This is a genomic window from Bradyrhizobium sp. LA6.8 (genome assembly GCF_040547935.1).
Taxonomy (GTDB): domain Bacteria; phylum Pseudomonadota; class Alphaproteobacteria; order Rhizobiales; family Xanthobacteraceae; genus Bradyrhizobium; species Bradyrhizobium barranii.
This window is the reverse complement of the sequence record NZ_JBEPQQ010000010.1, coordinates 204,781-228,487: the sequence shown is the minus strand read 5'-3', so window position 1 is coordinate 228,487 and position 23,707 is coordinate 204,781. Positions and strand designations below refer to the sequence as shown.

Annotated in this window: 19 protein-coding genes; 9 read left to right on the top strand and 10 right to left on the bottom strand. The window is 63.4% G+C overall.

Annotated features, from left to right (window positions below; genetic code table 11):
• Nucleotides 1-373 precede the first annotated feature (373 nt).
• On the top strand, nt 374-1,597 hold the full coding sequence (locus ABIA90_RS37225) for a glycosyltransferase family 4 protein (protein ID WP_354121075.1): 1,224 nt from the start codon (nt 374-376) through the stop codon (nt 1,595-1,597).
• Nucleotides 1,598-1,599: 2 nt separating this feature from the next.
• Here ABIA90_RS37225 and ABIA90_RS37220 read toward each other — a convergent pair whose 3' ends face one another.
• From ABIA90_RS37220 to ABIA90_RS37200, 5 genes are all read right to left on the bottom strand, one after another.
• Entirely contained in the window at nt 1,600-2,991 is a 1,392-nt protein-coding gene (locus ABIA90_RS37220; RefSeq protein WP_354121074.1) for a hypothetical protein, read from the bottom strand.
• Nucleotides 2,992-3,062: 71 nt separating this feature from the next.
• On the bottom strand, nt 3,063-4,274 hold the full coding sequence (locus ABIA90_RS37215; protein WP_028152407.1) for a glycosyltransferase family 4 protein: 1,212 nt from the start codon (nt 4,272-4,274) through the stop codon (nt 3,063-3,065).
• A gap of 57 nt (nt 4,275-4,331) precedes the next feature.
• Nucleotides 4,332-5,678: a glycosyltransferase family 4 protein gene (locus ABIA90_RS37210; RefSeq protein WP_354121073.1), complete on the bottom strand. Its 1,347-nt coding sequence runs from the start codon at nt 5,676-5,678 to the stop codon at nt 4,332-4,334.
• Nucleotides 5,561-6,853: a glycoside hydrolase 5 family protein gene (locus tag ABIA90_RS37205; protein ID WP_354121138.1), complete on the bottom strand. Its 1,293-nt coding sequence runs from the start codon at nt 6,851-6,853 to the stop codon at nt 5,561-5,563. Before ABIA90_RS37205 ends, ABIA90_RS37210 begins: the two co-directional genes overlap by 118 nt.
• Before the next feature lie 160 nt (nt 6,854-7,013).
• Nucleotides 7,014-8,438: a polysaccharide biosynthesis/export family protein gene (locus ABIA90_RS37200; RefSeq protein ID WP_247314515.1), complete on the bottom strand. Its 1,425-nt coding sequence runs from the start codon at nt 8,436-8,438 to the stop codon at nt 7,014-7,016.
• Between the two features lie 342 nt (nt 8,439-8,780).
• Between ABIA90_RS37200 and ABIA90_RS37195 the strand changes: the two genes are divergently transcribed.
• Nucleotides 8,781-8,924 carry a hypothetical protein gene (locus ABIA90_RS37195; RefSeq protein WP_166084269.1) on the top strand — a complete coding sequence of 48 codons (144 nt, stop codon included), beginning with the start codon at nt 8,781-8,783 and terminating at the stop codon, nt 8,922-8,924.
• A gap of 11 nt (nt 8,925-8,935) precedes the next feature.
• Here the strand turns inward: ABIA90_RS37195 and ABIA90_RS37190 are convergent, their stop codons facing one another.
• Nucleotides 8,936-10,096, bottom strand: coding sequence for a glycosyltransferase (locus tag ABIA90_RS37190; protein ID WP_081369340.1), 1,161 nt, complete (start codon nt 10,094-10,096; stop codon nt 8,936-8,938).
• Nucleotides 10,097-10,194: 98 nt separating this feature from the next.
• Complete coding sequence (locus ABIA90_RS37185; RefSeq protein ID WP_166084275.1) at nt 10,195-11,310, bottom strand: glycosyltransferase family 4 protein; 1,116 nt, start codon at nt 11,308-11,310, stop codon at nt 10,195-10,197.
• A 269-nt stretch (nt 11,311-11,579) separates the two neighbouring features.
• Here ABIA90_RS37185 and ABIA90_RS37180 point away from each other — a divergent pair, with 269 nt between their 5' ends.
• The 5 genes from ABIA90_RS37180 to ABIA90_RS37160 all read left to right on the top strand — a co-directional run bounded on the left by ABIA90_RS37180 (nt 11,580) and on the right by ABIA90_RS37160 (nt 17,255).
• Nucleotides 11,580-12,599, top strand: coding sequence for an NAD-dependent epimerase (locus ABIA90_RS37180; RefSeq protein WP_354121072.1), 1,020 nt, complete (start codon nt 11,580-11,582; stop codon nt 12,597-12,599).
• 164 nt (nt 12,600-12,763) lie between these two features.
• Nucleotides 12,764-13,834 carry a GDP-mannose 4,6-dehydratase gene (gene gmd / locus ABIA90_RS37175; RefSeq protein WP_354121071.1) on the top strand — a complete coding sequence of 357 codons (1,071 nt, stop codon included), beginning with the start codon at nt 12,764-12,766 and terminating at the stop codon, nt 13,832-13,834.
• On the top strand, nt 13,815-14,756 hold the full coding sequence (fcl, locus tag ABIA90_RS37170) for a GDP-L-fucose synthase (RefSeq protein ID WP_354121070.1): 942 nt from the start codon (nt 13,815-13,817) through the stop codon (nt 14,754-14,756). The genes gmd and fcl overlap by 20 nt, the downstream gene beginning before the upstream one ends.
• Nucleotides 14,757-14,932: 176 nt before the next feature.
• Nucleotides 14,933-16,246, top strand: coding sequence for a UDP-glucose dehydrogenase family protein (locus ABIA90_RS37165; protein ID WP_166084326.1), 1,314 nt, complete (start codon nt 14,933-14,935; stop codon nt 16,244-16,246).
• Nucleotides 16,247-16,370: 124 nt separating this feature from the next.
• Nucleotides 16,371-17,255, top strand: coding sequence for an aldose 1-epimerase family protein (locus ABIA90_RS37160; protein ID WP_354121069.1), 885 nt, complete (start codon nt 16,371-16,373; stop codon nt 17,253-17,255).
• 25 nt (nt 17,256-17,280) lie between these two features.
• Here the strand turns inward: ABIA90_RS37160 and ABIA90_RS37155 are convergent, their stop codons facing one another.
• Complete coding sequence (locus ABIA90_RS37155; protein WP_354121068.1) at nt 17,281-18,129, bottom strand: MBL fold metallo-hydrolase; 849 nt, start codon at nt 18,127-18,129, stop codon at nt 17,281-17,283.
• 111 nt (nt 18,130-18,240) lie between these two features.
• The gene (locus ABIA90_RS37150) at nt 18,241-19,398 is read right to left on the bottom strand and encodes an acyltransferase family protein (RefSeq protein WP_354121067.1); all 1,158 of its coding nucleotides are present in this window, start codon (nt 19,396-19,398) and stop codon (nt 18,241-18,243) included.
• Nucleotides 19,399-19,695: 297 nt separating this feature from the next.
• Here ABIA90_RS37150 and ABIA90_RS37145 point away from each other — a divergent pair, with 297 nt between their 5' ends.
• Nucleotides 19,696-20,511 carry a response regulator transcription factor gene (locus ABIA90_RS37145; RefSeq protein ID WP_063979731.1) on the top strand — a complete coding sequence of 272 codons (816 nt, stop codon included), beginning with the start codon at nt 19,696-19,698 and terminating at the stop codon, nt 20,509-20,511.
• Between the two features lie 34 nt (nt 20,512-20,545).
• Here ABIA90_RS37145 and ABIA90_RS37140 read toward each other — a convergent pair whose 3' ends face one another.
• Complete coding sequence (locus tag ABIA90_RS37140; RefSeq protein ID WP_354121066.1) at nt 20,546-21,688, bottom strand: alpha/beta hydrolase family protein; 1,143 nt, start codon at nt 21,686-21,688, stop codon at nt 20,546-20,548.
• A 146-nt stretch (nt 21,689-21,834) separates the two neighbouring features.
• On the opposite strand from ABIA90_RS37140, the gene pgm reads away from it, so the two are divergent.
• Nucleotides 21,835-23,481 carry a phosphoglucomutase (alpha-D-glucose-1,6-bisphosphate-dependent) gene (pgm, locus tag ABIA90_RS37135; RefSeq protein ID WP_354121065.1) on the top strand — a complete coding sequence of 549 codons (1,647 nt, stop codon included), beginning with the start codon at nt 21,835-21,837 and terminating at the stop codon, nt 23,479-23,481.
• Nucleotides 23,482-23,707 lie beyond the last annotated feature (226 nt).

Below are 23,707 nucleotides of genomic sequence, written 5' to 3'. Positions count from 1 at the left end.
CGTTGATGTGCAGGGTCAGTCGAACGAACGACGCCGACCAGATGAGAGGTCCAATCTGTGTGCACGAGGTGCGGCGATCGGTGCTTTGACAGCGGGACAATCGGTCGCGGACCCGGCGGGCAAGGGGCCGGGGGACGTTTCAACCGGGCGTTGCTTGCGGAATTTGAAGGGAACGCCGACCTCCGGCGGAAGGCGCGAACCCGAGAAGCGGACTTCGGACGTCGTCTGCAGTGCCGGGGCGGAGTGTCGCAGATCCGCAACGTCAATATGTTAGGCGCGCAATGCTGTTGCGGGCAAACCGCTGGCACGGCATGGAATTTGCCGCTAAGCACTGACCGAAATGTCGTCGATTGAACGGAGTAAGGCCATTCCCATGCAAGATCCCGCCCCGAATGTCATGTTTCTGGTTGAGGTCGTGAATTGCAATGACGGGATTGCATCCTATTGCGAGACCCTGGCCACGGGATTGCATGGCCGGGGCGTGCAGATCCACCTGGTCTCCGGTGCCGTGCGCTCGGACGAGAAGTCCGAATACAAGCGTCAGAAGCTGGCGGCGGCCGTCAAGGAATGGCACGTCATTCCGGGACTTCGGAAGTTGCCTTCGCTGTCGATCTTCATGCGGTTGTTGAAGCTGATCCGGAAGAACAACATCACCGTGATCAACGTCCACGGGCTGGGCATGCTGATGTGGGGCCGGCTGCTCGCGCTGCTCACCGGCGCGCGCTGCGTTGCGACCTATCATCCCTCGGTGCTCGGGAACATCGAGAAGGTGCAGAATGCGCCGCAATCGACCTTCAGCCCGGTCCAGGTCCTGTTCTTTAACCTCTTCTTTCCCCACACCCTCATCTTGATGTCGGAGGAATCGCTCCGGCATCTGCGCCGCTACGTGCTGTTCGGCAAGAACCGGATCGCCAAGGTCTATGGCGGCGTCGACACGGTTCATTTCCGCCCGCCCTCGGATGCCGAGCGCCGCGATGCGCGCGCGAAATTCGGCGTTGGCGACGGTGAGTTCATGTGCCTGTTGGCGGCCCGTCTCGCCTGGGTGAAGGGCCACGACCTCCTCATCAAGGCGGCGCGCAAGATCCGCGACGGCGCCAGTTCTCCGCCGATCGACATCAAATGCTACTTTGTCGGCAGCGGCGGAGCCGAGCGCGAGAAGGAAATCAAGTCGTTCGCTTATGCTGGCGAGAAGGACAAGGACACCTTCAAGTTCCTCGGGTTCATGGGCGACGTCCGCGAAATCCTCTGGGCCGCCGACGTGTTCGCGCTGCCGAGCCGGTTCGAGGGATTCCCGCTCGGCGTTGCCGAAGCCATGGCGACGGGCCTCGTTCCGGTCCGGACTCCGGCGGGCGGCGCGACTGATCAGATCATCCAGGGCCAGACCGGCTTCATCGTCCCGTTCGAGGACGTCGACGCGCTCGTCGGTGCGCTCGAGAAGGTGGCCGACCCCGCGATGCGCGCCGCGCTGTCGCGCAATGCTCTTGCGCGCGCCCAGCAATATTTCGGTGTCGGGCCGATGGTCGACGAGACTCTCAGGATCTACGGTTTGACCGGCGATACCAGCGGCAACGCGCTGGCTCACGCGGTGAAGGCCTGATCTTAACTGCGTGCCGAGGCCAGCAGATCGCCTCGCCACGTCACCAGAACGACGGCGAGGCCGGCAAAGACGATCTTTCCCGCGAGCCAGGTCAGGGAGTCCGACGGAGCTGCCGCGAGCATCGCGATCGCGGCGGCCGCGACGGTCGCTTCCAGGATCAGCAACGCCTTTGGCGCCGCCCTGAACCGGATCAGCGGACCGCTGGCGAAGAGGATGATGAGGGCGGTGGCCAAGGCCGCGCTCGCGATCTGTCCCGCCACCGATATGTGCAGCAACGCGCCGATCGAGGACGCCGCCGACACCAGCAGCAGTTGGCACGCGGCGACGACCACCAGCCTCGTCGCCGATTTGGTCAGATGCGGCACGATCGCGAGCGTGGCCTGAAGGTGGGTGTGGAGGAAGTAGAAGATCGCCGCGACCGGCGCCGCGTTGAGGAAATCGACCAGCAGATCGGCGGGCACGAACAGATGCGCCGCATCGGGCAGGAGGCCGATCAGCCCGCCCAGCATCACGATCGTTGCGCAGAGGATGAATTCGAGCATGCGGGCGGTGGCCCTGCGCGCTTCGCCGTCGACGCCGCGCTCGAACTGGACCACGACATTGGGATAGCAGACGGTGTGAATGGCGGCCACCAGGACCGAGAACGGGCGTTGCAGGAGGTCGATCGCCATCGAGAAGCCGGCCGCTCCGGTCGACGCGCGGCCGAGCGTGGCGATCACGATCAGGCGCAAGGTGACGGGTACGGAGAGATGAATGACGGAGGCGGCCGCAGCCATGATGCCGTAGCGGCAGAAATTGCCCCAGTCGGTCAGCATGGCGTGTCGCGACGCGCGCCGTAGTGAGGTGCGATGCACGACCAGGCTCAGGAGAAGTACCGCGCCGTAGCTCGCGGCCATGCCGCACAGCGTCGCTGCAGCCGTGCCGTGGAGCAGCGCGCCCGCGACGGCGCCGGCCAGAAGCACGCTGGCACGCAGGATCAGGAGGACGGACGCGGTCCCCAATCGGTCGGACACGCGGACGATCATGAAATAGAGGTCGGTGGCGCCTTGCAGCACGGCCATCGCCAGCGCGAGGGCGACGACGCTCGTCTCGAGCGTGCCCAGCAGTCCCGCCATGCCGCCGACGAGCAGCAGCACCAGCGCGCTGAGCAGCCCGGCGCTGAACAGCGAGAACCGCAGGCGCGCGGCCTCTTCACCGGAAGCTGCGGCGAGGAAACGAACGCCGGCCAGCTGCAGCCATTCGAACACGAAGACGCAGAACAACTGGCTCGTCGCCAGCGCCAGCGAGAACGAGGTGTACTGGGCCGGCGAGAGGATATGGCTGACGGCGAAGATCAGAATGATCGCGGACGCACTCTGGTAGATATAGCTGCCGAATGCGAGCAGGCTGATCATGTCTGGCAATGCGTGAGAAAGAACATGGTGGGATGGTTGAGGGCCATTGGCGGCATCTGCGTCAGCTTCGGCTACGTGCGAGGCGTGCCGCGGCCGCGCGTGAGCTCGTCGTAGACGTTGCGATAGCCGGCGACGACGTCGTCAAAAACCCATTTGTCGATGCCGGACTTCAATCGCTCGCTCATCTCCACGATCTGCTGCGGCGCTTCGATGATCGCCGAAATGCTCTTGGCGATCGAGGCGGGATCGGGCGACGTCAGCCAGCCGGTCACGCCGGGCTTGATCGCTTCCTGAATGCCGCCGAACGGCGTGCCGAGCAGGGGTTTGCAGGCGGCCTGCGCGTCGGCGACGACGAGCGGGCAGGGATCTTCCCAGACCGAGGGAACGACCACGACGTTCACCTGTTCGTAAAACTGCTTCGGCTGTACGAAGCCGAGAAATTCGATCCGTGCATTCGGAGCGAGCGCCTTGAGCTGCTTCTGCTGGCTCTCGGTTGTGTGGCCTGCGATGACGAGCCGAAACCGGTCAGGCGGAATCGTCGCGATGGCGCGAACGAGATTGTAGATGCCCTTCTCTTCGGTCAGGCGTCCGATGAAGCCGAACGTAACGGTGCCGTCGACCATCGCGGCGTCTGCGTTGCCGACGTCGGCGGTCGAGGCGTTTCGAATGACGATCTTCAGCGGTGTCTGCGTGAACAGGCCGAGCTGCGTATGGATGTCGAGAATGCGCTGGCTGACGCCGACGACGGCATCCAGATGTCGCGTCGCCCCGCGACGGCGAAGGGTCAGGATCTGACAGCTCATGCAGCTCGACTCGCAGGCATGTCCGTCCGAGAAGCGCGAGCAGCGCGGGCAGGTGAGATAATAGTCGTGAAGCGTGTGCAGGACCGGAATGCCGAGCTCGGCGGCAGTCCGCCACACCGCGGTCGTCAGGCCGGAGAGATTGTTCGAGTGCAGGATGTCAGGCTTGAAGGCCTTGATGCGCGCCGCAACGAGCTCCGACATTGTCTGCCAGTCCTCGATCGCGTGCCAGATGCCGCGCACCGGCGAGCTGTGCTGCTTGGCGAAAGGGAAATAGATGTTGTGTACGGGCGCCGAATACACGTCGATGCCGTTGCAGGTCTCCATCTGCTGGTTCGATGCGGACGCGGCACGTATCACTTCCACGCCGTCGTTCTGCCCGACCAGGGTCTCGGCGAGGCGGCGGACGAACGTTTCCGCGCCCCCGACCACCTTCGGTGCCAATGGCGTTGGATAGAGGGATGACGTGATAAGGATCTTCATCGAAAAGGTCTGTCCAGCTATCCTGCCAAATGGCTTTGCTGAAATCTCCGTTTCGGCTTATTGCCGGTTGGTTCGATTGTTGTTCAAATAGACGTCCAAATATTGTCCTGTCACTGAATCCGCCGAAAACCTCTCGGCAAATCCTGGCTGCGGAGGCCGGGAGACTTTCCAGTGTGACCTCTCGTTGACGGCCTTCAGCATCAATTCTCCCAGTCGCCTATAATCGCTGGGCTCGTAGGACCCAACCATATTGGAAAACCCCGCGATCTCGGGAATCCCGCCGGCCGTCGAGCAAATCGTCGCCCGGCCGGCGTTGATGCTTTCGATCAATGTGCGCGGCAGCGGCTCCGGCCAGACCGAACTCACCAGGCAGACGTCGATGCTGGCATAGAATTCGGCTGCCTTGGCAAAGCCAAGCCATTCGACCTTCCTTCCGCTGCGGCTTTTTAGCCCCCGCACGTAATCCTCAAGCCCTTTTCCGGCAATTTTCAGTTGCCAGCCCTCGTCGGGAAGCTGCTCGGCTGCCTTGAGGACTACCTCAATACCTTTTTCAGCCTCGAGCCGCCCGATGAACCCGAATATCAGATCATCCGAGCTCGAAGCTGGTGACGGCACCACGGAGCTTGGATCGGCGATGTTGAAGATGACGCGGCCATCGGTGCCGGGGAAATATTTCAGCCTGGTGTGCTGGTCGAGCACGAATTGGCTGTTCGAGACCACCGCATCGACCATACGCGAGGCCAGCAGATAAGGCGACGTCATGGCGGCGCAGACGGTGCAGCGCTGCGCGCATGTCGCATCGCCCCGAAACAGCGTCGAGCGTTTGCAGAGCAGGGAATAGTCGCGCAGGGTGTGCACGATCCTGATGTTGCGCCGCCTGGCTTCCGACCACAGCGAGACCGAGAAGCCCGTGAGGTTGTTGGTGTGGACGACGTCGGGCTTCTCAATGTCGAGAATTTCGGCGAACCGCGCCGCGGATTTGCGATTCCATGTGTCCTTAAGATGCCACTTCAGGCGCTGGACCGAGGAGGGCTTCCTGTCGTTGCCGAACGGCCAGTAATCGTTGTCCATCGGCACGCGGTATACGCGCACGCCCTTGAGTTCGTCGATCGTGCGTTCCTGCTTGTTCTGAAGGCAGACCACGGACACCTGATGGCCGCGCTGGACGAACGCCTCCGCGAGCAGCGACACAGACACTTCGGCGCCCCCGATGATCTCGGGCGGATAGAGCGTGTTAACGATCAGTATTTTCAAGGATAGCCTCGGATTAGCAGCCCGCCGCAGCGTCAGTTCGATGGCCGGATCTCGAAATCCGGCACGGCCGTGCCCTTGACGCTGACAAGCAACGGCGTTGTCGATAACGCCGTCCAGGCGCCGGCGGCAGGGCCCGGCGCTTGCTGACATACATATCTGATCTCGGCATTCGGTTCCGCATTTTTTAATCGAACTTCGAAGCGCTTCGACGCAGTCTCCGACCAAAGCGCGAGTTTCGTTTCCGATCCACCGTCACTGCGAATCTGCACGACGCCGGGCGCCGGCGTGTTTCGCGTTGCCTTCAGGCTGGTGCGGATGAAGGCCCAGCTTTCGCGAATGGAACACACGGCAGGCTTCGGCGAATTGTCGAAATGATAAATGCCGAAATTGTCCTCCAGTTCACCAGGCTTCGTCCCACTGTCCTTCAGCTCGTAGAGCCATATCCCCTTGAGCCAGGCACCGGCGGTCGAGGCCCAGAGGATGATCTGCGCCATGTTGTCGGCGGCAAGCTGCTCGGTCACGCCGCATTTCGCGCTTGGTGTCGGCCAGCCCGTTTCGGTCAGGTAGATCGGATAGTCGGGATTGCCGGTCGCCTGTGCGACGCGTTGATGAAGATTTTGCAGCCGTTCGATCGCCTCAGCTGCGGTACGCCCGGCCGGTGACAGGCAATGGTTGTAGATGTGAATGGACATCCCGTCCGCGATACGAAGCAGGTCGGTCTTCAGCAGGGCGTCGGTCCATTTCCAGCCGGGATCGTCGCCCAGTGCTCCGACCACGAAAGGCGCGGACGGCACCGCCTGCTTGACCGCGGGCTGCACCGATCGGGCGAGCGTCACATAATTTTCGACGGTGAACAGCGGCTCCGCGCGCGCTCTGAGATTGTACTCGTTCCACAACTCGAAGATCGGCTGCCGCGATGCGACCGCTTGCGCGGCTGCCACGGCATAGGTGACGAATCTTTGGCGCGCTTCGTCGGTCGTCGGCGGATCGGAATTCGGGACGAGATGATGCCCGGTCCCGAGAATGAGCAGCGGGATTCCGACGCCGGACCTGATCTGGGTCTCGAGGCGGCCGTTCAGGGCATTGAAGCCGAGCCGCTTGCCGGGCAGCTCGAAATCCGACCAGGGGAAGTCGTCGCGGAACGAGGTGACCCCCAGCTCCTTCATCTGCTTGATGGCGGTCGCGGGCACATAGCCGCGGGCGCTGGTGACGCCGCCGAGGCCCTGGTGCGTGCCGACGCCCAGCAGGAAGCGCTGATCGAGCGGCTGCGCATTCTGTGCGTCTGCAGGATATGAGAGGCCGGCCGCGACGCAGAGCCCGCACATCAACATCCGGAAACGACGCAGGGCGCGTTTCCTGTTTTGCTCGGTCACGCTCGTGTCCACTCCTGCTCGCGTCAACCCGACAAGGCTAATACTCTTCTGTGGCCCCAATGGGGTGGGGCCGCCTTGTCTGCACGCTCGTCATTGAGCGCGCTGAGTTGGGCTATTTGGAGTTCACGACCACCGAGCTGATGTTGTCCGCGTTGGCGGTTGCCGCGTTCAGCGGGGCCATGAGCTTGATGAATTCGATCGACGGAGATTCCGCCACCGAGATCACGTCGTGATCGCGCATCCTGAACGTATCCGCCTGGAACCAGCCGTCCGGCTTGCTCATGTCGAACTTGTAGACGGCAGGGACCGACTTGGTCGGGAACTGGGATACGGCGATGCCGATCCTCTCCAGCAGCGGCTTGGGCTCGAAACGGTAGACGTAGATGGACTTGGAGTCCGCACGGGCGCCGTCGAGACCGCCTGCCTTCGCGATGGCTTCAGCCAGCGACATGTTGTCGTTCTCGAACGTGAAACGACGGTTGTTGGTGCCGCCGATCGATCCCGGAGACGGCGTCGAACCGAACACCATGTAGACGCGCGGAATGCGGGTCAGGAAGACGACGTCGCCTGGAGCGAGCAGCGCATCCTCGTTGGGGTTGTGAACGACCGAGGACATCGTTTCGCTGTAGGTGCGGCCCTCGCGCTTGATCGTGATCGTGCTCTCATAGGACGGATATTTCGGGCCGCCGGCGCGCGCGATCGCGCCCATCAGGCGAATCCCGCCCGGATCGACCGGGAAGCGGAGCGGCGAGTTGACTTCGCCGAGCACGCTGATCTGGTTACCGCGCTGTTCCGCCACGCTCACGACGGCCTGCGGGTCGATGGCGCGGTCCTTGAGACGCTCGCGGATGATGTTCGACACGGCGCGCGGCGTCAGCCCCGCGACCTTGATCGATCCGGCATAGGGGATGTTGATGTTGCCGGACTGGTCGACCTGCTGTCGCGGAATGTCCACGAAGTTGCCCGGCCGCACGCCTGCTTCGCGCGGAATGAACAGGCCGCCTGCCTGCGCTTCATACACGGTCACGGTGACGATGTCGCCGATGCCGATGGTGACGTCGCGATAGTTGCCGCCGGGGAGGCGGGAGAACACCATTCCGGCGGAGTCCGTGAACGCGTTGGTCGCCTGCAGGATCGCCGGATTGACCGGCATCAGGGCATAGGCGAGCGGCGCGGTCGGCTCGGTGATCAGCGCTGCATTTGTTTGCGTCGCGACGGCATCAGGAGCGTCTAACGGAATGAAGCTACCGCAACCCGTCAAGGAGAAGCTGATCGCAGCAGCGGCCAGGATTCGGCTAATACCGAAATCAAAATCAAAACGTTCGGTCTTAGCCACCACTATTCCCTCGCACTCATCTAAAATCGGAATCACCGTACAAATCCCGTGCTGCGGAGTCACTGCTACGTCTTCGACTTTATGGTAAAGCACTTGTGGCTGTGACCTTATTGCCACTTGTGAACGTGGATACACGCCGAAATCTCTGTCCAAAATTTGTGCGGAACATCCTCTTAAATAAGCAGTTCGCAAACCATACATACACGTGTCAGATCGATGTCACGATTGAGACTGCGATCGAACCAATGAGCAGCGCGCGGCGACGGACATGCAGATGCGACGGCATTGTCGCGAGATGACATCGCCATGAACTTCAAGTGTTGGATCCCGTCCTGAGTGATCCTGCGTTGTGTTTTCGTCGTCCTGCGGCGGGCATGGCGCCAGAGCGGACGTTCTCGCCGGGTCATCGGACCAATGTTTCTGCGACGGGATTCCACCTCCGTTAACGCTTAGATTTGGAAGCTGGCGTCACGCTGGCGTCCGTAAGGTCTTCCTAATCCTGATCCGGCTAGTGGTCGGCCAAACAAAAGGAAGGCGAAGACGATGTTGCACACCGGATCACTGCTGTTCGCGGCCGGCTTTCTCACCTGCGCGATGATCGTCGCATCGGCCATTGCGTGGTCGTTCTCCGATAAACGCGTGAATGACGGCGAGTTCGCGCAGGGCGATGCCCGCCGGCTGGCCTGATCAGCCGGTCGCTACGATCGCAGATTGTTCGGGAAATCGGACTGCAACTTCGCTTGCTGCCCGGATTCGCTCATCCGCACATGCACGACGTCGGCATAAACCTGACTGAGCGTGCGGTGGGTCTGCTCGATGTCGTAGAGGCGGGTGAAACGCTCATATCCGGCACGGCCGACCGCAGCCAGGTCGAGCCTGGTTGCGCGTTGAAAACCTTCAACCAGCTTTTCGGCCGAGACTTCGTCGCACAGCACGCCCGTCGCATTGTCTTCGACGATTTCCGGCAGGGCTCCGATGCGGAAGGCAATGATCGGCTTGGCCGCCCGCATCGCCTCGATGGCGACCAGGCCAAACGCCTCCCAGCGCGAGGGAATCGCGACCATGTCGGCCTGGTCGAGCTCGGCCTCGATCTGGTTGCGGTTCATCCAGCCCAGAAAAGAGACGTTGGCGGGCAGATCGCTTCTGCGGAATTTGCTGACGACCGAGGCGCCGATCAGGCGCACGTCGAGCTTGTCTCCGAGCGCGCGCGCCGCCTCGATCAGGAGATCGTAGCCCTTCTGACGGTCGAGGCGCCCGATGAAGAGGACCTTGATCTTCTCCGACCGCCATTGCGCTGCGCCCTTGTCGAGCGCAGGACGCTGCTTGGAAATCCCGTTGTGCACAAGAACCAGGCGATTCGCCGCGATTCCGACCTGCTTGGCGTCGGCCTGCTCGCTTTCCGAGATGCAGACGATGCGATGGGTGAATTTCGACAGCACGAGCTCGGTGAACTTCGTCACCTCGCGGCTGAGGCGGCCGGTTTCGCGGCCGAAGGCCCAGCCGTGCGGGCAATAGACGATGCGCGAGCGCCGATAGGTGAGCCAGAGCACCGGGCGCACCACGAGCCCGGCGAACGACGAGTGCAGGTGGATGACGTCAGGACGAAGCTGCCGGACCGCGCGCATGGTTGCAAACAGCATGCGAAACAGGCCGACCGCGTTGCGTCCGTCGCGCGGAAACGTGGTGACCGCGTCGTCCTCGATGTTCACCAGGTCGCTGCGATGGTCGGAGGGAACGACATAGTTGACGTTGCCGGGGCCGAAGCTCGCGCTCTGGTGCGGATGCAGCTCGTTGAGGTAGGTCGCGATGCCGCCACGGACCGTTTCGGCGACATGCAGAATCTTCAGGCCGCTGGACAACGGTCATTCCTTCCTTGTCTTGAAGGCGCCAGATACTGGAGACGCCGGATCTTGCAGACGCACGTCTAACCTCGCTAAGCAGCAATAATCGGGCCGCGTCATTGTTTCGCACGGTCGGATGTGGATCGGGATGCCGGCTTGGCGAGGAATTCGAGCATCGCTGCGGCGGACTTGGCCCAGGAATATGTCATAAGGCGCTGCCGCTGCTTCTCCTGTTCCACCGGCGAGATCCTGCCGAGTTCAATTCTTTCGCGCATTCGTGCCGACAGCTGATCCGCGTTGAGCGGATCGAAATAGACGGCGGCATCGTTGCAGGTCTCGCGCACGGCATCGGCGGAACTCGCGATCACCGGACAGGCGAAGAACATCGCCTCCAGGGGAGGCACGCCGAATCCCTCATAAAGGCTCGGAAACACGAATGCGGCGGCCCGGGAGAACAGCGCGGCAATCTCCTCGTCCTTCAGGCGCCCGGCGATGACGACGCCGGCCCTCGATTCCGCGGCCGCGCCCCCGAACACCTTGTTGTTATCGCCGCCGACCACGACCAGCGGAAAATCGGCGCGGCCAAGCTGCTCGGCGGCGCGAATGGCCGTATCGACATTCTTGTTCTTCGTCATCGAGCCGACGAAGAGGAAGAATTGATGGGGCGCAAGACGCAGCTTGTCGATGATCGAGAAGTCGGGCGCGACGGTCGCAAAATGTTCCGCGCTGTTCGCAATGACGGGGATCGAAGCCGGATCCAGCGACAGCACCTCGGCAAGTTCGTTGCGTGAAAACGCCGAAACTGTTGCGATCGTTGCCGTGCGCGCCAGCAGATGGCCGAGCGTCCGGTGCAGGGCGAGGTAGCGCCAGCTGAAGAAGTCCGGCCGCCGGAAAACCTGCGCGTCGTGAATCACGACGAGATGGTCGCGGTGGAGTACGGGGCCGGAATTGGCGAGACTGACGAGACGGGTGCCGGCCGCGGCGCGCGCCAGATCGATCTGATCCCACGCGTGCCCCTGCAAAGATCCGATCTGCTTGATGGCGATGCGGCGAAGACCTGGAAGCGTCTGCGCATTCGGCGGCGCAAGGATTTGCCACTCTGCATCCAGCAGTTGCTGCGGAGCCTCTCCGCTCGCGAGCAAGCGGTCCATCGCCTTGACGATCTCGGCGGCGTAGCGCTGCACGCCCGTGAGCGATTGTGACAGGAACCTGCCGTTGATGGAGAGTTTCAAAGTCGATCTTTTTCTTTGCGGGTTCTTGCGCGAACAATGCCCTAAGACTGAGCATCAGGCGCCGAATATACGTCCTATGACGTCTAGCACATGTGGCGCTATCGTCCGAGCATCCTTGCAGGCGGATAGCATGCGATGGTGCATGACGCCATCATGTTTCCTACACATTTCGATGCGCTTACATGGGCGGACTGACTTGATGATTGTCGTGACTGTCCAAACCTTGCCTCTCATGTCCTGGTCTGGCAATGCTCCGCGGAATGAACGAGATGACAACTTTGCGGCCAGTGATCGTTACCGGCGCTGCCGGCTTTATCGGAATGCACGTTTGTGAACGGCTGTTGGCACGTGGCGAGCAGGTCGTCGGCATCGATGCAATCACTCCATATTACGATCCCGCGCTGAAGCTTGCGCGTCTCGCAACGCTCGAACACCATCCAGGGTTCAAATTCCACAAGATCGATCTCGCAGACTTCGCCGCCGTGACGCGCGTCTTCGACGAGATCTCGCCCGATCGCGTCGTGCATCTGGCGGCGCAGCCCGGCGTGCGCGCGTCGATCGACGATCCCATCACCAGCATCCGGGCCAATTGTGACGGCTTTGTCACCGTGCTCGAAGCCGGCCGGCGCCATGGTCTGGCGCATCTCGTCTACGCCTCGTCGAGTTCGGTGTATGGCGCCAACCGCACCTTGCCGTATTCGACCGAGCATTCGGTGAACCATCCGGTCAGCCTTTACGCCGCAAGCAAGAAAGCCAACGAGCTGATGGCGCATACCTTTGCGCATGTTCACAAGCTGCCGGTGACCGGGCTTCGCTTCTTCACCGTCTACGGCCCGTGGGGCCGGCCCGACATGGCCGCCTATCTGTTCACGCGCGCGATCTTCGCGAATGAGCCGATCAGGATTTTCAATAAAGGCGACATGTGGCGCGACTTCACCTATGTCGACGACATCGTCGAAGGGGTGATCCGCACCCTCGATCGGCCCGCGGCGCCGAATCCCGCGTGGAATGCCGAGCGGCCGGAAAATTCGTCGAGCTATGCGCCGTATCGCGTCTACAACATCGGCAACAACAGGTCGGTCAACCTGATGGAGTTCGTCGAGACGCTCGAGAAGATCATCGGCAAGCCGGCGATCCGCCAGCTGTTGCCGATGCAGGCCGGCGACGTCCTGGAGACGCGCGCCGACATTTCCGCGCTCCAGCGCGACGTCGGCTTCTCGCCGTCCACGTCGATCGCGGATGGCCTCGGCCGCTTCGTCGAATGGTATCGGAAGTACCACGGCGTCTGATTCCGCGGGCGACGGCACCTGCGTGTCGCCCGGGAATGCCGGCTCTTAAGCCGGTTCTTGCGCTGGTTCTTGCGCTTTTGACCGCCGGCGGCCTTGTCAGCGGGCGCGAACGGTGGTTATCCCGTCCCTCTGAACCTCTTTGACCCCGAACCAGGCGCGGGCCCATGGCTGAGCGGATCGCTCTCATCACCGGCGTGACCGGTCAGGACGGCGCCTATCTCGCCGAATATTTGCTGTCGCTCGGCTATGTCGTGCACGGCATCAAACGGCGCTCGTCCTCGTTCAACACCGCGCGCGTCGATCACCTCTACCAGGACCCGCATGTCGGCAACGTGCCGTTCCTGATGCACTATGGCGACATGACGGATTCGACCAATCTGATCCGCCTGGTGCAGCAGATCCGGCCGACCGAGATCTACAATCTCGCAGCTCAAAGCCACGTCGCCGTCAGCTTCGAGAGCCCGGAATACACCGCGAATGCCGACGCCATCGGCGTGCTGCGCCTCCTGGAAGCGATCCGCATCCTCGGCATGGAGAAGGAGACGCGGTTCTACCAGGCCTCGACCTCCGAGCTCTACGGCCTGGTGCAGGAGATCCCGCAGAAGGAGACGACGCCGTTCTATCCGCGCTCGCCCTACGGCGTTGCAAAACTCTACGGCTACTGGATCACGGTGAACTACCGCGAAGCCTACGGCATGTTCGCGTCGAACGGCATCCTGTTCAACCATGAGAGCCCGATCCGCGGCGAGACCTTTGTGACCCGCAAGATCACCCGCGGCGTCGCGCGTATCGAGGTCGGGCTGGAACAGACGCTCTATCTCGGCAATCTCGAAGCCAAGCGCGACTGGGGCCATGCCAGGGACTATGTCGAGGGCATGCACAAGATCCTGCAGGCCGACAAGCCCGACGACTTCGTGCTCGCCACCGGCGAGATGCGCTCGGTGCGCGAGATGGTCGAGCTGTCCTTTGCGCATGTCGGCCGCCGCATCGCATGGCGCGGCAAGGGCGTCGAGGAGACCGGCGTCGACGAGACGAGCGGCAAGACCGTGGTGAAGATCGATCCGACCTATTTCCGCCCGACCGAGGTCGATCTCCTCGTCGGCGACGCCAGCAAGGCGCGCGAGGTGCTCGGCTGGACGCCGAAGCGCAGCTTCGCCCAGCTCGTCGAGGAGATGATGGCAAGCGATCTGGCCGAGGCAAAACGGGACGCTGGCAGTGGCAAACGCACCGTTTGAGCTGAGGGGCAGAAGCGTCTATGTCGCCGGCCATCGCGGCATGGTCGGAGCCGCGCTGGTGCGCCGGCTGGCGCGGGAGGACGTGCGGCTCGTCACGGTCGACCGGCGCGAGGTCGATCTCTGCAACCAGGCCGCCGTGTTCGACTGGTTCGCGAAAGCGCGGCCGCAAGTGATCTTCCTCGCCGCGGCCAAGGTCGGCGGCATCGTCGCCAACAACACGCTGCGCGCCGAGTTCATCTACGACAACATCGCGATTGCCGCGAACGTGATCCAGGCCGCGCACTTCAACGGCGCCGAGAAGCTGATGTTTCTGGGCTCGTCCTGCATCTATCCGAAGCTGGCGCCGCAGCCCTTGCGCGAGGATTCGGTGCTATCAGGCCCGCTGGAGCCGACCAATGAGCCCTATGCGATCGCCAAAATCGCCGGCATCAAGATGGCGGAGGCCTATCGCAGCCAGTATGGCAGCGACTTCATCAGCGTGATGCCGACCAATCTGTACGGTCCCGGCGACAATTATCACCCTGAATTGAGCCACGTCGTCGCCGCCCTGATCCGGCGTTTCCATGAGGCAAAAGTCGCAGGCGCGAAGAGCGTCATCGTGTGGGGCACCGGCACGCCGCGGCGCGAGTTCCTCTATGTCGACGACATGGCGGATGCCTGCGTGCACCTGATGAAGACCTATTCGAGTGCGGAGCTGGTCAACATCGGCACCGGCGAGGACATCACCATCGCCGAGTTCGCGCGCGTCGTGGCCGACATCGTCGGCTACGGCGGCGAGATCAGTTTCGACACCTCGCGCCCCGACGGCACGCCGCGCAAGCTGCTCGACGTCAGCCGTCTCGCCAAGCTCGGCTGGCACGCGACGACCTCGCTCGAGGACGGCGTGAGACGCGCTTACGCGGCGTATCTCTCGCATACGTAGAATGCAACCAATGCATGTCGCGTATTTCAGGAGATGACCGCAACACCTGTCACGCGCGGCGGTTAAGGTTTATTCGGTTCGCGAAGCAACCTGCCCTAATGTTGGGCGTGCGGCCGGATACAGAAATGGTCTAGGGTGTTCAGTGGAACATCCGTCTTCAACGGAAAGAGTTTTTCATGCGAATCGCGATGATCGGAACGGGCTATGTGGGACTGGTGTCCGGAGCCTGCTTTGCGGATTTCGGTCACGACGTCACCTGCGTCGACAAGGACGAGAAGAAGATCGCGGCGCTTCATCGCGGCGAGATTCCGATCTACGAGCCCGGCCTCGACGAACTGGTCGCGACCAATGTAAAGGCCAAGCGGCTCGACTTCACCACCGATTTGTCGAAGCCGGTCGCGGACGCCGATGCCGTCTTCATCGCGGTCGGCACGCCCTCGCGCCGCGGCGACGGTCACGCCGATCTGTCCTATGTCTACGCCGCCGCGCGCGAGATCGCGCAGTCGCTGTCGGGCTTCACCGTCGTCGTGACCAAGTCGACCGTCCCGGTTGGCACCGGCGACGAGGTCGAGCGCATCATCCGCGAGACCAACCCCGCGGCCGACGTCGTCGTCGCCTCCAACCCCGAATTCCTGCGCGAGGGCGCGGCGATCCGCGACTTCAAGTACCCCGACCGCGTCGTCGTCGGCACCTCCGACGAGCGCGGCCGCAAGGTGATGGGCGACGTCTATCGCCCGCTGTCGCTGAACCAGGCCCCGCTGATGTTCACGGCGCGCCGCACCGCCGAGATGATCAAATACGCCGCGAACGCGTTCCTCGCGACCAAGATCACCTTCATCAACGAGATCGCGGATCTCTCGGAAAAGGTCGGCGCCAACGTGCAGGAGGTCGCGCGCGGCATCGGCCTCGACAACCGCATCGGCACCAAGTTCCTGCATGCGGGTCCGGGCTTCGGCGGCTCCTGCTTCCCGAAGGACACCAAGGCGCTGATCAAGATCGCGCAGGACTATGACGTGAGCCTGCGCATCGTCGAATCCGTGCTGGCCGTCAACGAGAACCGCAAGCGCGCGATGGCGCGCAAGGTCAGCCAGGCGCTCGGCGGTAGCTTGCGCGGCAAGACCATTGCCGTGCTCGGCCTCACCTTCAAGCCCGACACCGACGACATGCGCGATGCGCCGTCGATCCCGCTCGTCACCGGCCTGATCGACATGGGCGCGACGGTCAAGGCGTTCGATCCCGTCGGCATGGAGCAGGCCAAGGGCGAGCTGCCGAACATCACCTATTGCGAGGACGCCTATTCCTGCGCGCAAGGCGCCGACGCGCTCGTCATCGTCACCGAATGGGTGCAGTTCCGCGCGCTCGATCTCGGTCGACTGAAGGCGGCCATGACCCAGCCCGTCGTGGTCGATCTCCGCAACATCTACCCGCCCGAAGAGATGCAAGCCGCCGGCTTCACCTACGAGAGCATCGGGCGATCGTCCCAGGCTTAAGCTGGTCGTTTGAAGTTCGGGTTCGCCCGCCTCATCCTGGGGCGGGCGAAATCGTTTCTGATGCGATATGATCCGGTCGCATCAGGTCGCCGCGTTTGGCCTCGTTGCCGCGATGGAGATTGTCATGACCGACGACACGCACACGATCCGCAGTGGCGGGCTCACCGCGACCATCAAAGCACACGGCGCCGAGCTGTGCTCGTTGAAGGACGGCAGCGGTGTCGAATTTGTCTGGCAGGCGGGGCCGGCCTGGCCACGCCACGCGCCGCTGCTGTTTCCGATCGTCGGGCGTCTCGCCAATGACGAAATGCGGCACCGGGGCAAGACCTACCGGATGACCCAGCACGGTTTTGCGCGCGACAGCCGGTTCGCGTGGGTAGAGCGCGGCGAGAACCGTTGCACGCTGGCGCTCGAAGACAGCGAGACAACGCGCGCGCTCTATCCGTTCGCATTTCGCCTGACGGCCACCTATGCGATCGACGACGCCGGTCTCGATCTCTCGCTCACGGTCGTGAACACTGGCAAGGAGACATTGCCGGTGTCGCTCGGTGGCCATCCCGCCTTCAACTGGCCGCTTCAGCCTGGAATGTCGAAGGAGAGCTACGCGCTGACGTTCACGAACGAGGAGCCGTCTCCGGTTCGCCGTGTCGAGGGCGGACTCCTGCTCGCGGCAACGGATCCGAGCCCCGTCAGAGGCACCGTGCTTCCTTTGTCGGAATCCCTGTTCACCAATGACGCCGTCATCCTCGACCCCGTCAACAGCCATGCGGTCCACTATGCGGCCGGGCAGGGGGGCGGGCCCTGGCTCAAAATGTCATGGCGCGGCTTTCGCGAGCTCGGCGTCTGGTCGAAACCGACAGGCGCGCCGTTCCTCTGCATCGAGCCCTGGCGCGGCTATGCCAGTCCCGTCGGTTTCGAAGGCGAGTTCAGCGACAAGCCGGGTCTGATGCACATCGCGGCCGGCGCGAACGAAGAACTGTCGTACCGGATCGAGGTTGGATCGTCCTGAGGCCGGACGGCGCATCGCGCAGCCCTCAGACCTCGATCCGCGTGAGATCCTCGCCGAGCACAACGGGACCCGAATAGTCCTTCCTGACGTCCGCGAGCAACGCATCCAGCATGGCATCGTCGGTGCGCGGACGGTGATGGGTCAGCGCAAGCTTCTTGACGCCGGCCTTGGCTGCGATCTTGCCGACCGTATCGCCGCAGGCGATCGTGTATTTCGCGAGCCGGCGGAGATGGTCGTTGTTGATTTCAGGCGTTGCGAGAAAGCAGCACTGCACCAGTAGGTCGGCTCCTTCAGCCAGCCGCTCGAGACCAGGGCAGGGCACCGTGTCGCCGGAGATCGCTATGACCTTGCCCTCGGCTTCGAAGCGGAAGCCGAGGCACATCCAGCGCGCGAGAAACGCCGGCGACATGTCGAGACCGTCGCCATGTGAGACGAGCTCGGCGCTGATCTTCCAGCGACCGGTGTCGAGGACGGGGCCGGGAATGATGTCCGTCGCGACGACCGGCTTCCAGCCGCCAAAGGTCGGCTCGCCCTGATCCCGCCAGGCGATGTCCTTGTCGTAGACCTGTGTGATCAGCGTGTTGACGAGCCGTTCGGTATCGGGCGGACCGTAGATGCGCAGATCGTCCTTGCGCCCATGCATCCACGAATTCAGCATCACATCATAGAGGTCGCCGATGTGGTCGAAGTGGTGATGGGTGAGAAAGACCGTGTTGATGGCGCCGAGCGGCACGCCGGCTTTGTGGAGCTGCACCATGACGCCGCGGCCCGCGTCGAACAGGATATTCTCCTCGCCAAGCCTGATCAGCGTGGTCGTCGCCATGCGGCGCGGGTCCGGGCGTGGGCCGCCGGTGCCGAGCAGTATGACTTCCATGGCGCCCACTCCAGCGTGAAGCCGGTCGACCTGATCACGCCGCCCCGGCGTGTCTGAAGATCTTTCGTGGCGTACTGTAGATTCGAAGGCGTCAGCTAGACAAGTCGCGCGTCAGTGCAGACCGGCCACAGTGGCCGCGATGGTCGGCCGAATGGTTGACCGGTCCGATCCCGCGGACGTCAGGCGATGCGCGAGATCCTGCGCGCGCCGTTCGACCAGATGCCAGGTCGCGCGTGCGACGAGATAGCTGAGCGCGGCGGTGACGGCATAGGCGATCAGCAGCGAGACCAGTCCGTCCGCAAGCGGCCAGATCTGGCGCAGGCCGTAGATCACCGCGAAGTGCGACAGGTACATCGAATAGGAGTTGCGGCCGAGCGCCTCGATCGGCCGGCAGCGGATCGCGAGGCGGATGCAACCTGCAACCAGCGCGCCGAGCACGAGGTTGATCATCAAATAGTTGAATTCATGCGAGCCGGTCGCGCGGTCGGCGATGAAGGACAGCACGATGAAGGCGGCGAAGATCGCTGCGTCCGACTTCGCAAAGCCGTCGCGCAGCGAGAAGAACAGCGCGCATCCCACGAGGAAGACCGGCAGCTGGTTCAGGAAGCTGATGTGCAGCGCATTCCAGACGAAGGCCTCGTGGCCGGGCCCGTAATAGGCCGAGAACAGCGCGAACGCCCACGGCTTGAACAGGCAGACATTGACGAGATGCAGCGCGATCGCGAGCGCGAGATAGAGATGGCGGCGTGATCCGAAGGCCGTGATCACGAAGGGGAACACGAGATAGAACGTCATTTCCGCCGCGATCGACCAGTCGCCCGGCACGACGCTGTTGACGCTGTCCGGCCAGAAGCCGTGCAGGAACGTCGCGGTCAGGATCACCTGGAGCGGTCCGATGCCGTTGGGCGCGTCGTAGCTCGGCCCCGTGCCGTTGATGACGAGGTAAACCGGGATCGCGAGCCAGAACAGCGGCGCGATGCGCAGGAAGCGCCGGATGTAGAATTTGCGCGTCGGGTCGGTTTCGGTGCGCTGCGTCCACATCAGGCACATCGTCATGGCGCTGACGAAGTAGAACACGTTGACGCCGGTCCAGCCGCACATGAAGGCGAAGTCGACGGCGTGGATCTTTGAAGGAAAAGATTGTGAAACGTGGATCGCCATCACGCCGACGATGGCGAGGCCGCGCAGGACGTCGAGCGTGTGAGAACGGCCGAAAGGCGTTGCACCTTGCTCGGTTCGTTCGGCGGCCAACCGGGCCTGCCCCTGCATCACGCCTGCTCCGTGGTTTCGCATCTGCAAGCGGAGACCATAGAGGCGCGGCCGGCTGTTTCGAAGCCGAAGCCTTTCTTTACGTTAACCAGCGGTTGAGTCCGATGCCGAATGTACGGGATCGGCGGTGTCGAGAGCCCCGGTCGGCGCTCGCACGAGCCATGCCGGCATGATGATGCGCGCGATGAGAATTGTGGGGCAATTCATACTTAATACGCCAATACCATGACCAATATTGTTCGGGCAGCACAACACGCCTAGTATTCCAGCAGGCAATCTCGGGGGCTCGAATAAGTCGTGAATGTTCGTTCACAGGACAGTGCGCTGCGCGACGACTTGAACTTTCAAGCCGCGCCACAAGCACACAGGACATCCAACAACGTGGTTGATTCCGCACGTCAGGAATTAAGGCCTGCCGGCCGCGAACGGCTGATCGTCGTCGAAGACGATCCCGTGACGCGGACGATGCTGGTCGGCTATTTCAGCGAGAACAATTTCGACGTTGTCGGCGCCGGCTCCTGCGCGGAATGCCGTCAGGCGCTGCGCTCGCGCACCGATCTCGTCTTCCTCGACGTGCAGTTGCCCGATGGCGACGGCTTCGAGCTCGCCAAGGAGATCCAGGCGACCAGCAATGCGGGCATCATCTTCGTGACGCGCCGCGACACCGACGTCGATCGCATCCTCGGGCTCGAGATCGCCGGCGACCATTACGTTACCAAGCCGATCAATCTGCGCGATCTGCTCGCGCGTGCGCGCAGCGTGCTGCGGCGGCGTTCGATCGACCGCAAGGCGGCGCGCAACCACAATTCGATCGCCTTCGGCGACTGGATCATCGACCTGACCCGGCGCGAGCTGCTCGGCAGCGACGGCAAGCCGGTGGCGTTGACGCGCGCCGAGTTTGACCTGCTCGCGGCGCTGGTCGGCGCCGACGGCCGGCCGCTCAGCCGCGACTATCTGATCGAGGTCGTCAGCAACCGCCAGGCCGAGGTCGATATCCGCACGGTCGATGCGCTGGTGGCGCGGCTGCGGCGCAAGCTCGTCGGCAGCGGCACGCCCGTGATCGCGACCGTCACCGGCGTCGGCTACAAGCTCGCGCTCAGCGAGCGGCTCTAGCCTCATCCGTCGAAAGATCCGATCACCCTCGCGCCTATCGCGCGCGGGCGCTCTGGTCCGTCGATGTCCTTTGCGTCGCCCCGGCCAGCTGGTCATCGACCGCATACAGCGTGCAGGTCGGCGACCATTTCATGCAGGCGCTAAGCGAATCGCGCCGGGCGTCGTCGGCGGTGGTGCGGCCCGAGCGCCAGCCGTAACCGCCGTTCGGCGACACCGCAAAAGCCTTGTGCGGCATGGTGCTGGCGAGATAGCGCGAGAATTCGGCGCGCGCGGCCTCGTTGAGCTGGCCCGGCGGCGGCAGCGGATCGGGAAGGCTCAGGATGTCATGGCCGAGCCCGCGCTCGCGCAGGAAGGCGTCGAGATAGGGCGTCCATTGCGGGCGGCCAACCACCGAATAGAGATAGTGGCCGTCGTCGCCGTAAGGCGGCGCCGCAATGAATTTCGCGTGACCGCCATTGCCGCGAAATCCGTCATAGAGGCGGCGCGCGAGATCGGGACCGAAGAACGAATCATTGGCCGCATAGACCCACAGCATCGGCACGCGCGACGTCTTGCCGAACGTGGCGAAGGCCTGCACCAGCCCATTCTCGTTGCAGACGTCGTCGTCATCGCGCGAGCCGCGGCCGCCGGCAAAGCTGATCGCGGCGACGAGACCACTCGGTGCCTGCGCGGTCAGCGCGACGGTGGTGAGCCCGCCGGCGGAATGGCCGGCCGCGATCATGCCCGATGTCGTGACGTCGGCCCTGCGCCCCATCGCGTCGATCGCCGCGCGCAAATCCGCGACTGCAACCGCCGCCGCCGGCAGATAGGTGGCATTCGCGCAAGCGCCGACGCTGTCGACGCGTCCGCCGGGCGAGGTGCCGTAGCCGCGCCGCATCACGATCAGCGCGGCAAAGCCGCGCCGGGCATATTCGAGCGCGATCCCGTAATATTTGTGCGCCGACATGGTCGCGCGGTCGTCGAAACTGCGCGGCGAGCCGTGGCTGAGCAGCGCGAGCGGATAGCGCTTCGTTCCGGCCGGCCGGACCAGAAAGGCCTCCAGCCCCTGCGGCCCGGCCTCCGTCATCGGAATGCGCAGGTCTTCCGTGTAGAACTCCGCGGCCATCGCAGTGGGCACGATATCAGCCGTCGCAAGCCAGGCCATCAGAACAACCAAGAGCCTGTGAAACAGCGTCATGCCCCGACTCGAAAAAGCCCCGATCTCAAAGACCATAGCATGATCTCAGGAACGGCCAGCCCGCCGCGCGTGTTGTGCCCTTGGCGGGGGGCCGGCCGATGCTATGGTATTCCACAAACTCTGCACGACAGGACGAGGATCTTTCAGTGGCTGATGTTGACCCCGCGGCGGGCAAGCTGGTCTCGCCGGACGCGCTCACCAATGTTCCGCGGCTGGTGACGGCCTATTTCGCCGGCAAGCCCGATGCCGGCGATCCCGCGCAGCGGGTGGCGTTCGGAACCTCCGGCCATCGCGGCACGTCGTTCAAGAACAGCTTCAACGAGGGCCACATCCTCGCGACCACGCAGGCGATTTGTGACTACAGAACTGAAAAGGGCCTGACCGGCCCGCTCTTCATCGGCATCGACACCCATGCGCTGGCCGAGCCGGCGCTGGTCAGCGCCGTCGAGGTGTTCGCCGCCAACGGCGTCGACATCATGATCGACAAGGACGGCGGCTACAGCCCGACGCCTGTCATCTCGCACGCGATCCTGACCTACAACAAGGGCCGCGCTAGCGGCCTTGCCGACGGCGTCGTCGTCACGCCCTCGCACAATCCCCCCGAGGACGGCGGCTACAAATACAATCCGCCGCATGGCGGCCCGGCCGACACCGACGCGACCTCCGTCGTCGAGAAGCGCGCCAACGCCTATCTCGCCGACGGCCTGAAGGGCGTGAAGCGCATCGACTACGCCAAGGCGCGCAAATCCGCGAACGTGCACGCCTACGACTTCATCACGCCCTACGTCGCCGATCTCGGCAATGTCGTCGATCTCGATCTGGTCAAATCCGCCGGAATCAATATCGGGATCGATCCGCTCGGCGGCGCCGCCGTGCATTACTGGCATCCGATCATCGAGCGCTACGGCCTGAAAGCCACGGTGGTGAACGAGGCGATCGATCCGACCTTCCGCTTCATGACCGTCGACTGGGACGGCAAGATCCGCATGGATTGCTCCTCGCCCTACGCGATGGCGAGCCTGATCGCGATGCGCGACCGCTTCGACGTCGCATTCGCCAACGACACCGACGCCGACCGCCACGGCATCGTGACGCGCACCGGCGGCCTGATGAATCCGAACCATTACCTTGCGACCGCGATCTCCTATCTGTTCGTGAACCGCCCGAACTGGGGCAAGGATGCCGCGATCGGCAAGACCGTGGTGTCGAGCTCGATCATCGACCGCGTCGCCAAGAAGCTCGGCCGCAGGCTGGTCGAAACGCCGGTCGGCTTCAAATGGTTCGTCGACGGCCTCCTCACGGGCGGCTTCGGCTTCGGCGGCGAGGAGAGTGCAGGGGCCTCGTTCCTGCGCCGCGACGGCGGGGTGTGGACCACCGACAAGGACGGCATCATCCTCGGCCTGCTCGCAGCCGAGATCATGGCGAAGACCGGCCGCGATCCCAGCCAGCTCTTCAACGACCTCACTGCCGAGCTCGGCGTGCCGCACTATGCGCGCATCGACGTCGCCGCCACCGCGCCCCAGAAGAACATCCTCAAGTCCGTCACGCCCGAGCAGCTCGGCCTCAAGGATCTCGCCGGCGATCCCGTCCGCGCCACGCTGAGCAAGGCGCCGGGCAACGGCCAGCCGTTCGGCGGCATCAAGGTCGAAACCGATTTCGGCTGGTTCGCCGCAAGGCCGTCGGGGACCGAGGACGTCTACAAGATCTACGCGGAAAGTTTCCGCAGCACCGAGCACCTGAAGCGGATTCAGGAAGAGGCCCAGGCGGGGCTGAAGAAGGTGTTCGGGGCGTAGGGCACTGAGCCCAGTACGACTCTTCGGTTGCTGCTCCGAGGAAGTGCTTTCCGCATTCTCCGCTGTCATCACCCGCGAAAGCGGGTGATCCAGTATGCCGCGGCCGTGCCGTGATGCGGAGGAGCCGCAGCGTACTGGATTCCCCGCCTTCGTGGGGAATGACATTCCGGTACAATTGTATACATCATCAAGATAATAGGTATTCAAATACGCCAAATTTGGCCTT

Excerpts from the sequence above, each read along its gene's own strand:
- ABIA90_RS37155 (WP_354121068.1), bottom strand. The coding sequence starts at position 18,129 with ATGGAAGTCATACTGCTCGGCACCGGCGGCCCACGCCCGGACCCGCGC.
- ABIA90_RS37200 (WP_247314515.1), bottom strand. The coding sequence starts at position 8,438 with ATGTATGGTTTGCGAACTGCTTATTTAAGAGGATGTTCCGCACAAATT.
- ABIA90_RS37210 (WP_354121073.1), bottom strand. The coding sequence starts at position 5,678 with ATGTCAGCAAGCGCCGGGCCCTGCCGCCGGCGCCTGGACGGCGTTATC.
- ABIA90_RS37165 (WP_166084326.1), top strand. The coding sequence starts at position 14,933 with ATGCGAATCGCGATGATCGGAACGGGCTATGTGGGACTGGTGTCCGGA.
- ABIA90_RS37225 (WP_354121075.1), top strand. The coding sequence starts at position 374 with ATGCAAGATCCCGCCCCGAATGTCATGTTTCTGGTTGAGGTCGTGAAT.
- ABIA90_RS37140 (WP_354121066.1), bottom strand. The coding sequence starts at position 21,688 with ATGACGCTGTTTCACAGGCTCTTGGTTGTTCTGATGGCCTGGCTTGCG.
- gmd (WP_354121071.1), top strand. The coding sequence starts at position 12,764 with ATGGCTGAGCGGATCGCTCTCATCACCGGCGTGACCGGTCAGGACGGC.
- ABIA90_RS37160 (WP_354121069.1), top strand. The coding sequence starts at position 16,371 with ATGACCGACGACACGCACACGATCCGCAGTGGCGGGCTCACCGCGACC.
- ABIA90_RS37195 (WP_166084269.1), top strand. The coding sequence starts at position 8,781 with ATGTTGCACACCGGATCACTGCTGTTCGCGGCCGGCTTTCTCACCTGC.
- ABIA90_RS37150 (WP_354121067.1), bottom strand. The coding sequence starts at position 19,398 with ATGCAGGGGCAGGCCCGGTTGGCCGCCGAACGAACCGAGCAAGGTGCA.
- ABIA90_RS37220 (WP_354121074.1), bottom strand. The coding sequence starts at position 2,991 with ATGATCAGCCTGCTCGCATTCGGCAGCTATATCTACCAGAGTGCGTCC.
- ABIA90_RS37180 (WP_354121072.1), top strand. The coding sequence starts at position 11,580 with ATGACAACTTTGCGGCCAGTGATCGTTACCGGCGCTGCCGGCTTTATC.
- ABIA90_RS37205 (WP_354121138.1), bottom strand. The coding sequence starts at position 6,853 with ATGTGCGGGCTCTGCGTCGCGGCCGGCCTCTCATATCCTGCAGACGCA.
- ABIA90_RS37215 (WP_028152407.1), bottom strand. The coding sequence starts at position 4,274 with ATGAAGATCCTTATCACGTCATCCCTCTATCCAACGCCATTGGCACCG.